The following is a 13,460-nucleotide window of genomic DNA, read 5'->3' on the forward strand; positions in this document are numbered from 1 at the left end:
GTCTATCCCTGTTCGAACGCTGCCGAGACGCGCGCAGCTCCGAGCCGTGTAAGACAGGACTGCGCCGATTCGCCAGCGTCTTTGTTTTGCCGCACCAGCCGGTCGAGCCGGGCAAGCGCGGATTCTATTTCATTCTCATCGGTGTAGGCGCTTGGAGCGCCGCTGGCAGCCCCATTTACGACAAGCCCGTATCCTGATGGCGCACCGACGAGTGTCAACTCCGACAGCCTCGGTCGCGCACAACCTTTGGCGCAGCCGGAGAGATGTACGACTAGCGATCCATCAAGCAACTCAGGCGCCGTCTGAACGACGCGCCCTGCCATGGCCTTGGTTTCCATCCGCCCCGACGCACAGCCCTTGCTGCCCGCACAGGTGGCGATCGCGTTGCGCGGATCCTGTTCCGCAATGCGAAGGCCGTGCGGCGCTGCCAGGCTCTGCGCCTCCACCGCGGCTTCACACGCCAGGCCGAGCACGAAAAAGGCATGCCCCGGCGCAAGGCGGATCGCATGAGCGCCCAACTCCTGCGCCTGGTGGGCGAAGGTCGCCAGTGCGGCGGCATCCACCTGGGCAAAGGCAAGGCCGAGACCAAGAACGGTGCCGGCGTTATCCAGCTCATGAATGCCGGGTATCGGGACGGAACTCGGAACCACCAGGCAGTCGGAGAATGCTTCGGCGCGACAGAGGGAGCGGATTTCCACAGGATCCAGATCGCGCCCTCGCGCCGTCGTGCCGAGGCTCGCCAGTTTCTCGAGAACGGTAATCACGGCCGGTACGACCGCATCGCCGGTCAGCGCTCCGACAACAGCTCCCTTCGCCGCGGTGCCGCCAAGCGACAGCAGCCACAGGGCGCCAGCAGGCGTCGAAAGCGCCTGCAATCGAATGTCGGCAACTACGGCACCAAGACCGAAGCGGCCGCCACCGTCGATGACGACGGAAAGCTTGGGAGCGAGCTTGAAGGGCACGCGCAGCGCTCCCAACGCTTCACGAAGCTCAGCGGAGATCGGTCGCGGATCGGCGATTTCCGCCGGGTCGATCCCGGCCAATGGCGGCATCTCGATCGCCAGGCCTTCGATGATCGTGATTTCGGCATCACCGATGGCCTGCGCCAGCGCCGGCACGGACGCTTCGGTCAGCCCACGAAGCTGCAGGTTTCCCCGCGCCGTGATCTCGATGATGCCATTGCCGAAACGCTCCGCAGCGGCGGCAAGTGCGATAACCTTCGACAGCGTCAGGCTGTCATCCGTTGGCCTTAGCCGCACGAGCAGGCCATCGCCGGTCTGCATGGGTGCCGCCAGCGACGGGCAGGCGCCGCGCCGCATCGAGGCGCTGGCGCCGGCTTCTCCGGTCGATGGAATGGCACAACTGGTCATCAAATCCGTCATCAAAGGCCCTCCTCCCTGAGGGCGCCTCGATCAAACATCAAGCGCGGGGCGAGCCGAAAACCGCGCCACTTTCCTCATCCCGTTCCAGAGACGCTATAACACAGCGGCGATCCTTGAGTGAGATCAATCAAGAGACGGCTACAGCCGCGCCGTCACTCCTCGAAATCAGCGCCCTTGCGCAGCAAGTAGATATCCATGATCCACCCCATCTTCGCCCGCGCTGCCGCCCGCGTTTCGAGGATCCGGTCCTTCACCTCAGCCACGCGACCGGAAATGACGATCTCATCCGGCGTACCGAGATAGGCGCCCCAGAAGATCTCGGCGTCCGGATCGTCGACCCGCTGGAATGCCTGCTCGCCGTCGAGCATGACGACGGAGGTCTGGCTCTTCTCGGGGAAGCTTTCGTGCAACCGGCGCCCGGTGGTGATCTCCACCGGCTTGCCGACGAGGTTCAGCGGGATGCGATGGCTGGCGCAGAGCGCCTGCAGGCTGGTGATCCCCGGGAGGACGTCATAGTCGAAGGCGACTTTCCCGCGCGCCCTGACGCGCTCGATGATGCGGATGGTGCTGTCATAGAGCATCGGGTCGCCCCAGACGAGGAACGCGCCGGTTCCCGCTTCGCCCACTTCTTTGGTCAGAAGCCCTTCGTAGATTTCAGCGATCCGGGCGTGCCAGTCATCGACGCTGCCGTCATAGCTGACGCCCTCGGTGCGGCGCACAGGCACCGCAAATTCGACAGTGCGGCTGTCGGGGCGCGTCACATAGCGCGCGCAGATGTCGCGGCGCACTTCCGCAAGCTCGGTCTTCTTTGAGCCCTTGGTTGGGATGAAGAGCACGTCGGCTCGGTTCAGTGCGTTGATCGCCTGCACCGTTATATGCTCCGGATTACCCGAACCGATGCCGATGATCAGAATTTTGCGCATGTCCGTCTCCGCCATCCTTATCTTGGCGTCTTAGGCGCATCGCTGCCGTCGGCGCAAGCTCTTCGCGCGACAGCGAAACCGCCAGCAGCGTCAACGCAACCTCAGTTGATCTCCGCGGCAACCGGATTGTCGGGCAAGCGCCAGTCGATCGGGTCGAAACCCTTCGATTCCAGGAAGGCGTTGGCCTGGGAGAAATGCCGGCAACCGAGGAAGCCGGAATGGGCCGAGAGCGGCGAGGGATGCGGCGCGCGGAGCACCAGATGGCGCGAGCGATCGACGAAGGCCGCCTTCTTCTGTGCGTAGGAACCCCAGAGCATGAAGGCGACCGGATGCTCAGCTTCGTTGACCGCGCGAATGATCGCATCGGTAAACCGCTCCCAGCCCCGCCCCTGGTGCGAGGCGGCCAAGCCGCGCTCCACCGTCAGCACGCTGTTCAGGAGCAGCACGCCCTGCTTCGCCCAGCTTTCGAGAAAACCGTGGCGCGCCGGCGGGATGCCAAGGTCGGTGTTCAGTTCCTTGTAGATATTTACGAGCGATGGCGGCGTCCGGACACCGGGGCGCACGCTGAAGCAAAGCCCGTGCGCTTGGCCATCGCCGTGGTAGGGATCCTGGCCAAGAATGACGACGCGAACCTTGTCGAGCGGCGTCAGGTCGAGGGCGCGGAAATATTCAGGCCCGCGCGGGAAGATCTGGCGGCCTTCATTCTTCTGGACCAGCAGGAACTGCTTGAGCTCTGCCATGTAGGCGCTGGAAAACTCCGGCGCCAGCGCTGCCTTCCAGCTCTCCTCGAGCTTTACCGCCGTTTCCATTGCACCTCCGGTCCATCTGTTGTCTTCGAGGCCCGCAATCTAGGCCCGCCGACCGCCATCGCAAGACCTGTCACCCGCTTCCACCGAATGTTACACGGGTTTTGCCGTATCGCTGCGACTTTGCGGGCAATGCGCTAGCCTCACTCAACAGCATTGTATTTCAACAGATACAACGGTAATCAGGAGGCGATATCGTTGTATCCTGAGAGATATCACGCATCGTTGGAGGGAAATCGATGATCAAGAGAAGAGACTGGCTGAAGGGCCTGGTGCTGACACTCGGCCTCGCCTGGGTCGGCGCAAACGTTCTGCCGACAGCCGCGCAGGCTGAAGAGAAGGTAACGGTCTTTGCCGCCGCGAGCCTGAAGAACGCGCTCGATGCAATCAATGCCGAGTGGCAGAAGGAAAGCGGCAAGGAAACGACCGTCTCCTACGCGGCCAGCTCTGCACTCGCCAAGCAGGTGGAACAGGGCGCACCTGCCGATGTCTTCATCTCTGCTGACCTCGCCTGGATGGACTATCTCGCCGAGAAGAAGCTGATCAAGGACGACACCCGCGCAAACCTGCTCGGCAACCGCATCGTGCTCGTCTCCGGCAAAAAGGACGCTGCCCCGGTCGAGATCAAGAAGGGCTTCGATCTCGCAGCCATCCTCGGTGACGGTCGCCTCGCCATGGGTGCCGTCGATTCCGTTCCGGCCGGCAAATACGGCAAGGCTGCACTCGAAAAGCTCGACGCATGGAAGGCCGTAGAACCCAAGGTCGCCGGCGCCGAAAGCGTTCGCGCCGCCCTCCTGCTCGTCTCGCGCGGTGAAGCGCCCTACGGCGTCGTCTACCAGACCGACGCTGCGGCAGACCCGGGCGTGAAAGTCGTCGGCACCTTCCCGGAAGACAGCCACCCGCCGATCATCTATCCGATCGCGATCACCACCGAGAGCAAGAGCCCCGATGCCGCCGCTTATGTCGACTTCGTCAAGTCGGCCAAGGCTGCGGAACTCTTTGAAAAGCAGGGCTTCACGGTCCTGAAATAATTGACCTGAAAAGACGGCAGATCTCGGCTGTCCAGAGACAGGCGAAGCATCTATCGTCACGCGTCGCCCGCGCCCAAACGCGGGCGACGTTATCATTTGTCAGAGGCACAGCGGCGGAGTAGGCGGACAGCCATATCCGGTGGGCCTCGTACCGGGGGAGCGATATCCGTTGGACTGGCTTGCAGTGAGCGATGCGGAATGGACGGCGATCCTGCTGAGCCTGCGCGTCGCAACCGTCGCGATGATCTGCAGCCTGCCCTTTGCGCTCGCGGTTGCCATGCTGCTCGCCCGCGGGCGTTTCTGGGGCAAGACTATCCTGAACGGTCTGGTACACATGCCGCTCATCCTGCCGCCCGTCGTTACCGGCTTTCTGCTTCTCCTGCTCTTCGGCCGCCGCGGACCGCTCGGCGCCTTCTTCGCCGATTATTTCGGCCTCGTCTTTTCCTTCCGGTGGACGGGTGCAGCACTTGCCTGTGGCGTCATGGCCTTTCCGCTGATGGTGCGCAGCATCCGCCTGTCGATCGAGGCGGTCGACCGCAAGCTCGAAGATGCAGCGACCACGCTCGGCGCCAGTCCGGTCTGGGTCTTCGCCACGATCACGCTGCCGCTGATCATTCCCGGCATCATCGCCGGCATGATCCTCGCCTTCGCCAAGGCCATGGGCGAGTTCGGCGCGACGATCACCTTCGTCTCCAATATCCCCGGCGAAACGCAAACGCTGTCGGCCGCCATCTACACCTTCACCCAGGTGCCCGGCGGCGATGCCGGCGCCATGCGGCTGACGATCATTTCGATCGTCATCTCCATGGCCGCGCTCATTTTCTCCGAATTGCTGGCCGCCTTCGCCGCACGCCGGGTGGCCGCCCAATGAGCCTCACCGTCGAAACCCATCATCAACTCGGCAATTTCTCGCTCGACGCCGCCTTCACCTCGGATGGCGGCGTGACGGCACTGTTCGGCCGATCCGGCTCGGGCAAAACCTCGCTCATCAATATCATCGCCGGCCTGCTGAAACCGCAAAGCGGCCGCGTCCTGCTCGATGGCGACGTCATCGCCGACAGCGAGAACCGGGTCTTCACACCGGTGCACCGCCGCCGCTTCGGCTATGTCTTTCAGGAGGCGCGGCTCTTCCCGCATTTGAGCGTGCGCCGCAACCTCGCCTATGGCCGCTGGTTTTCCGGCAAGAGCGGCACTGGTGGCGACTTCGCACGCATCGTCGAGATGCTCGGCATCGGCCACCTGCTTGAACGCAACTCCTCGGCTCTGTCAGGCGGCGAAAGGCAGCGCGTCGCGATCGGCCGGGCCTTGCTCGCGGCACCGCGCCTGTTGCTGATGGATGAACCGCTCGCCGCCCTCGACGAGGCGCGCAAGGCTGAGATCCTGCCCTATCTCGAACGGCTGCGCGATGATGCCGGGATTCCGATCGTCTATGTCAGCCATTCCGTCGGCGAGGTCGCCCGGCTCGCCCGGCGCGTCGTGGTCCTCGAAAACGGCAGGGTCACCGCATCGGGTGCGGCAGCCGAAGTGTTGAGCGCGCCTGCAGCGACACTTGCCACCGGCCGGCGCGAGGCCGGTGTTCTGCTGGAAGGCGAGGCCGAGGGAACCGATCCGTCCCACGAGCTGACGACCGTGCGGGTCGGGCGCCAACGGCTGCGCATTGCTGGCGTCAGCGCCACCCCCGGCAGCAAGCTTCGCCTGCACATCGCCGCGCGTGACGTCATGCTGGCGACAGCAAGACCGGTGGAGATCAGCGCACTCAACGTGCTCGAAGGGCGCATCCTGACGATCGCGACGGAGGAAGACGGCAGCGTCGATGTCCGGGTCAATTGCGGTGATGCGACGATTGCCGCCCGCATCACCCGCTTTTCCCGCGACGCGTTGCAGCTCGTTCCCGGCAGGACCGTCTATGCCGTCATCAAGTCGGTGGCGATCGATCACTAGAGCGCCACCCTGCATTTCCCCCCTCAAAGGGGACATGCACTAGGCGTCGTCCGAAACGACCTCGTCCGTGCCGAACGGTGCATCGCTGCCGCGCACGGACTCGAGCCAGGCGAGATCTTCGGCGATCGCGGCCTGTACCCGTTCTTCCATCTGCCGGTAGCGACGGATCAGCTCCTCGCCGAACGGCGTCACCAATGCGCCGCCACCCTGTTTGCCGCCGCGCTGTGATTCTACCGAAGGTTCGCTGAACATCCGGTTCAGGGCATCGACCAGCAGCCAGGCACGGCGATAGGACATGTCCATCGCCCGCCCCGCGGCGGAGATGGAACCGGTGTCGCGTATCAGTTCGAGCAGCAGGATCTTGCCGCGACCGAGCCGGTCGGCGGGCGGAAAATCGATGCGCAGGACGGGGCGAAGATCGGGGCGGCTCTCACTCATGCGGGAGAGCATAGAAGTACGCGCAGGAATCCGAAAGGCCGCCTCGCGGCGAACCGGACCGGTTCACGATAAAAGATTGCTCGCAACCGGGCGCCTGCCGCCGACTGCCAGATTGCAGGTCTTGATCTCGCGCCTTCGACATGTACCGATGGTCCCGACAAGCCCTTGCCCGAAAGCACCTTCCCATGCCAGGTCCGACACTCGATCCCATCGCCACCGATACCGCCCTGCCCTCCAAGGCCGACGTCGTCATCGTCGGCGGTGGCATCATCGGCGTGAGCACCGCTCTCTTTCTGGCCGAACGCGGCGTCGATGTCGTGCTCTGCGAGAAGGGCACGCCCGGAGCGGAACAGTCGAGCCGCAACTGGGGCTGGGTGCGGGTCATGGGCCGCGACGAGCGCGAGATTCCGCTGGCGATCGAGGCGCTGAAGATCTGGGACACGCTCGACGCCCGCGTCGATGGCGAGACCGGCTTTCGCCGCAGCGGCATCCTCTACATCTCCGAGAACGAGCGCGACGTCGCCAACCGCGACGCCTGGCTCGCCATGGCAAAACCCTACGGCGTGGATAGCGTGCAACTCAGCTCCGACACGACAGAAGCGATGATGCCGGGCGCCGCCGTCCGCTACGAAGGCGGGCTCTTCACGCCGAGCGACGGCCGGGCCGAACCGCAGAAGGCCGTGCCCGCGATCGTCGCCGGTGCCCGCCGCGCCGGTGCCCGTATCCTCACCGGCAGCGCCGTGCGCGGCGTCGAGAAGGCGGCCGGGCGGATTTCCGCCGTCGTGACCGAAAGAGGCCGCATCGAGGCATCGACGGTCATCGTTGCCGGCGGCGCCTGGTCGAGGCTCTTCCTCAAAGGCCTCGGCATAAGGCTGCCGCAGCTGAAGGTGCGCAACACGGTGTTGAGAACCGGGCCAGTCTCCGGCGGGCCGGAAGGGGCCGGCGCAACCGCGACCTATGCCTATCGCAAACGCCTCGACGGCGGCTACACCATCGCCGATGGCGCTGCCAATCTGCACGCGATCGTGCCTGACAGCTTCGCCTTCTTCCGTGATTTCCAGCCGGCGCGAAAGGCGGAGGGCGACGCTGTTCAACTCGGCATCAGCGCCCAGAGCTGGAACGAACTGTTCGAGATCGGCGCCGTACCGCTCGACCGGCCGGGCGCCTTCGAACGCCATCGCGTGCTCGATCCCAATCCGGATTCGCGCCGCGCCTTGCATGCGCTCGATGCCGCCGCAAAGGCCTTGCCCTTGCTGCGCGAAACCAAGGTGCAGCAGATCTGGGCCGGGCTGATCGACGTGACGCCCGATGCCGTCCCCGTCATCTCGCCCGCCGAAAGCCTTCCGGGCCTCATCATCGCGACGGGCTTTTCTGGCCACGGTTTCGGCATCGGGCCGGGCGCCGGACACCTCGTCGCCGACCTCGTGACCGGCGCAAAACCGATCGTCGATCCGGCGCCGTTCCGGCTCTCGCGCTACTTCGATGGCACGCCGATCACGCTTGCCCCGCCGGTTTGACGCCATCCGCGCCGAACGGCCGCGAAAGAAAATTACAAGCAACGACCGGCAGGAATATGCGCAACACAACGCGTGGGCGCACTCCCGGCAGGATTCTATCTTTCTTTGCTTGCCCCTGCCCCGCAACGCCGAAAGACCTTCATAAGCCCCGGAACTCGTGGCAGTCTGTGAGCATTCCCGTCGGGAGAGCGGGGGCTTTTAGGAGGAGTCTGTGCAGACCTTAGGCGGAGGAGCCTTGCCGGTCACATTGCACGTCCTCGTACACCTCAGGCCCATCATTATCCCGACCCAGAGCGTTTCCAGCATAGGTCCTAGCGCCTTGCGTCCGGAAATGCGTGAGAACAGACATGAAGAGCGGTTCGACTGGAACCACTCTTGATTTGGTGCACTGCGCACTCCGGAGGAGGCCGGAAACCGCATGAGCGATCTCGATCGACTTAGTCTGCATGTCCCCGAACCTGCCGTTCGGCCCGGTGGTCAGCCGGATTTCTCCAACGTCAAGATCCCGAAGGCCGGCTCCGTGCCGCGCCCGGAAGTGGACGTCGCGCCGGAAGAGATGCGCGACCTCGCCTATTCGATCATCCGCGTGCTTAACCGCGACGGCGAGGCGGTCGGTCCCTGGGCCGGGCTGCTTTCGGATGATGAACTGCTCTCAGGCCTCAGGCATATGATGCTGCTGCGCGCCTTCGACGCGCGCATGGTCATGGCGCAGCGCCAGGGCAAGACCTCCTTCTATATGCAGCACCTGGGCGAAGAGGCCGTCAGCTGCGCCTTCCGCAAGGCGCTGGTGAAGGGCGACATGAACTTCCCGACCTATCGACAGGCCGGTCTTCTGATCGCCGACGGCTACCCCATGGTCGAGATGATGAACCAGATCTTCTCGAACGAGAGCGACCCCTTGCGCGGCCGCCAACTGCCGATCATGTATTCCTCCAAGGAGCATGGCTTCTTCACCATCTCCGGCAACCTCGCCACCCAATATGTCCAGGCGGTCGGCTGGGCGATGGCGTCGGCGATCAAGCGCGACACCAAGATCGCTGCCGCCTGGATCGGCGACGGCTCGACGGCGGAATCGGACTTCCACTCGGCGCTCGTCTTTGCCTCCACCTACAAGGCGCCTGTCATCCTCAACATCGTCAACAATCAGTGGGCGATCTCCACCTTCCAGGGTATTGCCCGCGGCGGCTCCGGCACCTTTGCCGCCCGTGGCCTCGGCTTCGGCATCCCGGCGCTTCGCGTCGACGGCAACGACTATCTCGCCGTCTACGCCGTTGCCAAATGGGCGGCCGAGCGCGCCCGTCGCAACCTCGGCCCGACGCTGATCGAATACGTCACCTACCGCGTCGGCGCCCATTCGACCTCCGACGATCCGAGCGCCTACCGCCCGAAAACGGAATCGGAGGCCTGGCCGCTCGGCGATCCGGTCCTACGGTTGAAGAAGCACCTGATCCTGCGCGGCGCATGGTCGGAAGAGCGCCACACCCAGGCGGAAGCCGAGATCCTCGACGAAGTGATCCAGGCACAGAAACAGGCCGAAGGCCACGGCACGCTGCATGCCGGCGGCAAGCCCTCGGTGCGCGATATCTTCGAGGGCGTCTATGCCGAGATGCCGCCGCACATTCGCCGCCAGCGGCAGAAGGCAGGTTACTGATATGGCCAGAATGACAATGATCGAAGCCGTGCGCAGCGCCATGGACGTTTCCATGGAGCGCGACGACAATGTCGTCGTCTTCGGCGAGGACGTCGGCTATTTCGGCGGCGTCTTCCGCTGCACCCAAGGCCTCCAGGCGAAATACGGCAAGACCCGCTGTTTCGACGCGCCGATCAGCGAAAGCGGCATCGTCGGCACGGCAATTGGCATGGCCGCCTATGGCCTGAAGCCCTGCGTCGAGATCCAGTTCGCCGACTACATGTACCCGGCCTACGACCAGATCACCCAGGAAGCCGCCCGCATCCGCTACCGGTCCAACGGCGATTTCACCTGTCCGATCGTGCTGCGCATGCCGACTGGCGGCGGCATCTTCGGCGGCCAGACGCATAGCCAGAGCCCGGAAGCGCTGTTTACCCATGTCTGCGGCCTGAAAGTCGTCGTGCCCTCCAATCCCTATGACGCCAAGGGCCTGTTGATCGCCTCGATCGAAGATCCGGATCCGGTGATGTTCCTGGAGCCGAAGCGGCTCTATAACGGCCCGTTCGACGGCCATCATGACCGGCCGGTCATTCCTTGGTCGAAACACGATCTCGGCGAGGTGCCGGAAGGCCACTACACCGTCCCGATCGGCAAGGCGGAAGTCCGCCGAGAGGGTTCTGCCGTCACAGTCGTCGCCTATGGCACCATGGTACATGTAGCGCTCGCGGCAGCCGAGGAAACCGGCATCGACGCCGAGGTGATCGATCTGCGCAGCCTGTTGCCGCTCGATCTCGATACCATCGTCAAGTCGGTGGAAAAGACAGGGCGCTGCGTCGTCGTGCACGAGGCGACGCTGACATCGGGGTTTGGCGGCGAAGTGGCTTCCCTCGTCCAGGAGCATTGTTTCTACCATCTCGAAGCGCCCGTCGTGCGTGTCGCCGGCTGGGACACGCCCTACCCGCACGCCCAGGAATGGGACTATTTCCCCGGCCCCGCGCGCGTCGGACGCGCGCTTGTCGAAGTGATGGAGGCCTGACATGGGCGAATTCGTAATCAAGATGCCCGATGTCGGCGAAGGTGTGGCCGAGGCCGAACTCGTCGAATGGCATGTGAAGCCCGGCGATCCCGTGCGCGAGGACATGGTGCTCGCGGCCGTGATGACCGACAAGGCGACCGTCGAAATCCCCTCGCCCGTCACCGGCACGGTGCTCTGGCTCGGCGCAGAGGTGGGCGATACCGTCGCGGTGAAGGCGCCGCTCGTGCGCATCGAGATATCAGGCGAAGGCGGGGCGACTGCTCCCGCGGAAGAAAAGCCGAACGCCAAGGCGGATGAAAAGCCGGCGGCAAAGGTCGAGGCGCCCGTGCCCGTTGCCAAGCCAGCCCAGCCCTCCAAGGTCGAAGCCAAGGCACCGGCCGTGAACGGTGTCCATGCCAACGGCGCACATGCCGCCGGCGAACGGCTGGAGAAGGCATTGGCCTCGCCGGCCGTGCGTCTGCGCGCCAAGGAAAGCGGCGTCGATCTCCGCCAGGTGACTGGTACCGGCCCGGCCGGTCGCATCACCCATGACGATCTCGACCAGTTCATCGCCCGCGGCGCCCAGCCGGCGCTGGCGCCCGCAGGCCTGCAGCGCAAGACCGCCGTCGACGAAATCAAGGTGACCGGCCTGCGCCGCCGCATCGCCGAGAAGATGTCGCTTTCGACCTCGCGCATTCCCCACATCACCTATGTGGAGGAAGTCGACATGACCGCGGTGGAAGACTTGCGCGCGACCATGAACCGCGACCGCAAGCCGGACCAGCCGAAGCTGACGATCCTGCCCTACCTGATGCGCGCGCTTGTGCGCACCATTGCCGAGCAGCCGGCCGTCAACGCGATATTCGACGACGGGCCCGGCATCATCCATCGCCACCACGCCGTCCATATCGGCATCGCAACGCAGACGCCGGCCGGTCTCACCGTTCCGGTCGTGCGCCATGCCGAAGCGCGCGGCATCTGGGATTGCGCCAACGAGCTCAATCGCTTGGCGGAAGCCGCCCGCACCGGTACGGCCACCCGCGACGAGCTCACGGGTTCGACGATTACGATATCGTCTCTCGGTGCGCTTGGTGGCATCGTTTCCACGCCGGTCATCAACCATCCGGAGGTCGCGATCATCGGCGTCAACAAGCTGGCGATCCGCCCGGTCTGGGACGGCACGCAGTTCGTGCCGCGCAAGATCATGAACCTGTCCTCGAGCTTCGATCACCGCGTCGTTGACGGCTGGGATGCGGCCGTGTTCGTGCAGCGGCTGAAGACCCTGCTCGAAACGCCGGCGCTTATTTTCGTGGAGGCCTGAGGCGATCATGAAGGAAATCTCCTGCAAGCTGCTCGTGATCGGCGCCGGCCCCGGCGGTTACATCGCAGCCATCCGCGCCGGCCAGCTCGGCATCGACACCGTCATCGTCGAAAAGGCCAAGGCCGGCGGCACCTGCCTCAATGTCGGCTGCATTCCCTCCAAGGCCCTGATCCACGCGGCCGAAGAGTTTCACAAGCTGCGCGCGGCCGCTTCCGGCCGCAGCCCGCTCGGCCTGTCGCTTGCCAACCCCTCGATCGATCTCGCCCATACCATCGCCTGGAAGGACGGTATCGTCGGTCGGCTTAACGGCGGGGTGATCGGCCTCCTGAAGAAGGCCGGTGTCAAAGCGGTCGTCGGCGCGGCCCGCTTCATCGATGGCAAGACCGTCGATGTCGAAACCGAAACCGGGCTGCAGCGCATCCGCGCCGAAGCGATCGTGATTGCCACCGGTTCCGCGCCTGTCGAGCTGCCGGACCTGCCCTTCGGCGGGCCGATCATTTCCTCGACCGAGGCCCTGTCGCTGAAGAGCGTGCCGAAGAGCCTCGCCGTTATCGGCGGCGGTTATATCGGCCTCGAACTCGGCACCGCCTTTGCCAAGCTTGGCAGCCATGTCACCGTGCTGGAGGCGCAGCCGCGTATCCTGCCACTCTACGACGCCGATCTGACGAAGCCGATCAGCAAACGCCTTGGCGAACTCGGTATTGAAGTCTTCACCCAGACGGTCGCCAAGTCTTACTCCGCCGAGACCGGCAGCTTGCAAGCCGAACACAACGGCCGCGCCATCAATGTCGCTGCCGAAAAGGTGCTCGTCACCGTCGGCCGAAAGCCGGTGACCGAAGGCTTCGGCCTGGAAGAAATCGACCTCGACCGCACCGGCCGTTTCATCCGCGTCGACGACCAGTGCCGCACTTCGATGCGCGGCATCTACGCGATCGGCGACGTCACCGGCGAGCCGATGCTGGCGCACCGCGCTATGGCGCAAGGGGAAATGGTGGCGGAGATCGTCGCCGGTCATAAGCGCAGCTGGGACAAGCGCTGCATTCCAGCGGTCTGCTTCACCGATCCGGAGATCGTCACCGCCGGCTTGTCGCCCGACGAGGCCCGCGCCAGCGGCATCGAGATCAAGATCGGCCAGTTCCCGTTCCAGGCGAACGGCCGCGCCATGACGACGCTTGCCGAGGACGGCTTTGTCCGCATCGTCGCCCGCGCCGACAACCATCTGGTGCTCGGCATCCAGGCGGTCGGCCACGGCGTCTCGGAACTGTCGGCGAGCTTCAGCCTGGCGATCGAGATGGGTGCGCGGCTCGAAGACATCGCCGGCACGATCCATGCGCATCCGACGCAATCGGAAGCTTTCCAGGAGTCGGCGCTGAAGGCGCTCGGGCACGCACTGCATATCTGACGCCTCGCGTTGTAGAATGGCCCCTCATCCGGCCTGCCGGCCACCTTCTCCCCG

The 13,460-nt window shown here is 64.7% G+C and carries 12 protein-coding genes; 8 read left to right on the forward strand and 4 right to left on the reverse strand.

The genetic code is table 11. The features are described 5' to 3' along the window. Positions 1 to 2: 2 nt before the first annotated feature. The 3 genes from cobG to ung all read right to left on the reverse strand — a co-directional run bounded on the left by cobG (position 3) and on the right by ung (position 3,114). Positions 3 to 1,370, reverse strand: coding sequence for a precorrin-3B synthase (gene cobG, locus AB4Z53_RS29885; protein WP_441599085.1), 1,368 nt, complete (start codon positions 1,368 to 1,370; stop codon positions 3 to 5). A gap of 164 nt (positions 1,371 to 1,534) precedes the next feature. Next, positions 1,535 to 2,305: a precorrin-6A synthase (deacetylating) gene (gene cobF, locus AB4Z53_RS29890; protein WP_441599060.1), complete on the reverse strand. Its 771-nt coding sequence runs from the start codon at positions 2,303 to 2,305 to the stop codon at positions 1,535 to 1,537. Between the two features lie 101 nt (positions 2,306 to 2,406). Further along, positions 2,407 to 3,114 (reverse strand): uracil-DNA glycosylase, encoded by a 708-nt coding sequence (gene ung / locus AB4Z53_RS29895; protein WP_441599061.1) that lies wholly within the window; start codon positions 3,112 to 3,114, stop codon positions 2,407 to 2,409. A 236-nt stretch (positions 3,115 to 3,350) separates the two neighbouring features. Between ung and modA the strand changes: the two genes are divergently transcribed. The 3 genes from modA to modC all read left to right on the forward strand — a co-directional run bounded on the left by modA (position 3,351) and on the right by modC (position 6,083). After that, on the forward strand, positions 3,351 to 4,142 hold the full coding sequence (gene modA, locus AB4Z53_RS29900) for a molybdate ABC transporter substrate-binding protein (RefSeq protein ID WP_441599062.1): 792 nt from the start codon (positions 3,351 to 3,353) through the stop codon (positions 4,140 to 4,142). 169 nt (positions 4,143 to 4,311) lie between these two features. Continuing rightward, complete coding sequence (gene modB / locus AB4Z53_RS29905) at positions 4,312 to 5,013, forward strand: molybdate ABC transporter permease subunit (RefSeq protein WP_113535969.1); 702 nt, start codon at positions 4,312 to 4,314, stop codon at positions 5,011 to 5,013. Continuing rightward, entirely contained in the window at positions 5,010 to 6,083 is a 1,074-nt protein-coding gene (modC, locus tag AB4Z53_RS29910; protein ID WP_441599063.1) for a molybdenum ABC transporter ATP-binding protein, read from the forward strand. Before modB ends, modC begins: the two co-directional genes overlap by 4 nt. A 39-nt stretch (positions 6,084 to 6,122) precedes the next feature. On the opposite strand, the gene AB4Z53_RS29915 is transcribed toward modC, so the two are convergent. Then, on the reverse strand, positions 6,123 to 6,521 hold the full coding sequence (locus AB4Z53_RS29915; protein WP_113536001.1) for a winged helix-turn-helix domain-containing protein: 399 nt from the start codon (positions 6,519 to 6,521) through the stop codon (positions 6,123 to 6,125). 185 nt (positions 6,522 to 6,706) lie between these two features. On the opposite strand from AB4Z53_RS29915, the gene AB4Z53_RS29920 reads away from it, so the two are divergent. From AB4Z53_RS29920 to lpdA, 5 genes are all read left to right on the forward strand, one after another. Beyond that, positions 6,707 to 8,038 carry an NAD(P)/FAD-dependent oxidoreductase gene (locus tag AB4Z53_RS29920; protein ID WP_441599064.1) on the forward strand — a complete coding sequence of 444 codons (1,332 nt, stop codon included), beginning with the start codon at positions 6,707 to 6,709 and terminating at the stop codon, positions 8,036 to 8,038. A gap of 418 nt (positions 8,039 to 8,456) precedes the next feature. Further along, positions 8,457 to 9,689: a 3-methyl-2-oxobutanoate dehydrogenase (2-methylpropanoyl-transferring) subunit alpha gene (locus AB4Z53_RS29925; protein WP_113535966.1), complete on the forward strand. Its 1,233-nt coding sequence runs from the start codon at positions 8,457 to 8,459 to the stop codon at positions 9,687 to 9,689. Position 9,690: 1 nt separating this feature from the next. After that, positions 9,691 to 10,704, forward strand: coding sequence for an alpha-ketoacid dehydrogenase subunit beta (locus AB4Z53_RS29930; protein ID WP_043618552.1), 1,014 nt, complete (start codon positions 9,691 to 9,693; stop codon positions 10,702 to 10,704). Between the two features lies 1 nt (position 10,705). Next, positions 10,706 to 12,004, forward strand: a complete 1,299-nt coding sequence (locus AB4Z53_RS29935; RefSeq protein ID WP_113535965.1) for a dihydrolipoamide acetyltransferase family protein — start codon at positions 10,706 to 10,708, stop codon at positions 12,002 to 12,004. 7 nt (positions 12,005 to 12,011) lie between these two features. Further along, on the forward strand, positions 12,012 to 13,406 hold the full coding sequence (lpdA, locus tag AB4Z53_RS29940) for a dihydrolipoyl dehydrogenase (RefSeq protein ID WP_113535964.1): 1,395 nt from the start codon (positions 12,012 to 12,014) through the stop codon (positions 13,404 to 13,406). Positions 13,407 to 13,460: the final 54 nt, after the last annotated feature.

Origin of the sequence: Ensifer sp. 2TAB8, assembly GCF_052115125.1 — a bacterium.
Classification (GTDB): domain Bacteria; phylum Pseudomonadota; class Alphaproteobacteria; order Rhizobiales; family Rhizobiaceae; genus Ensifer.

Excerpts from the sequence above, each read along its gene's own strand:
- AB4Z53_RS29915 (WP_113536001.1), bottom strand. The coding sequence starts at position 6,521 with ATGAGTGAGAGCCGCCCCGATCTTCGCCCCGTCCTGCGCATCGATTTT.
- AB4Z53_RS29925 (WP_113535966.1), top strand. The coding sequence starts at position 8,457 with ATGAGCGATCTCGATCGACTTAGTCTGCATGTCCCCGAACCTGCCGTT.
- modC (WP_441599063.1), top strand. The coding sequence starts at position 5,010 with ATGAGCCTCACCGTCGAAACCCATCATCAACTCGGCAATTTCTCGCTC.
- AB4Z53_RS29930 (WP_043618552.1), top strand. The coding sequence starts at position 9,691 with ATGGCCAGAATGACAATGATCGAAGCCGTGCGCAGCGCCATGGACGTT.
- modA (WP_441599062.1), top strand. The coding sequence starts at position 3,351 with ATGATCAAGAGAAGAGACTGGCTGAAGGGCCTGGTGCTGACACTCGGC.
- lpdA (WP_113535964.1), top strand. The coding sequence starts at position 12,012 with ATGAAGGAAATCTCCTGCAAGCTGCTCGTGATCGGCGCCGGCCCCGGC.
- cobG (WP_441599085.1), bottom strand. The coding sequence starts at position 1,370 with ATGACCAGTTGTGCCATTCCATCGACCGGAGAAGCCGGCGCCAGCGCC.
- AB4Z53_RS29920 (WP_441599064.1), top strand. The coding sequence starts at position 6,707 with ATGCCAGGTCCGACACTCGATCCCATCGCCACCGATACCGCCCTGCCC.
- AB4Z53_RS29935 (WP_113535965.1), top strand. The coding sequence starts at position 10,706 with ATGGGCGAATTCGTAATCAAGATGCCCGATGTCGGCGAAGGTGTGGCC.
- cobF (WP_441599060.1), bottom strand. The coding sequence starts at position 2,305 with ATGCGCAAAATTCTGATCATCGGCATCGGTTCGGGTAATCCGGAGCAT.
- ung (WP_441599061.1), bottom strand. The coding sequence starts at position 3,114 with ATGGAAACGGCGGTAAAGCTCGAGGAGAGCTGGAAGGCAGCGCTGGCG.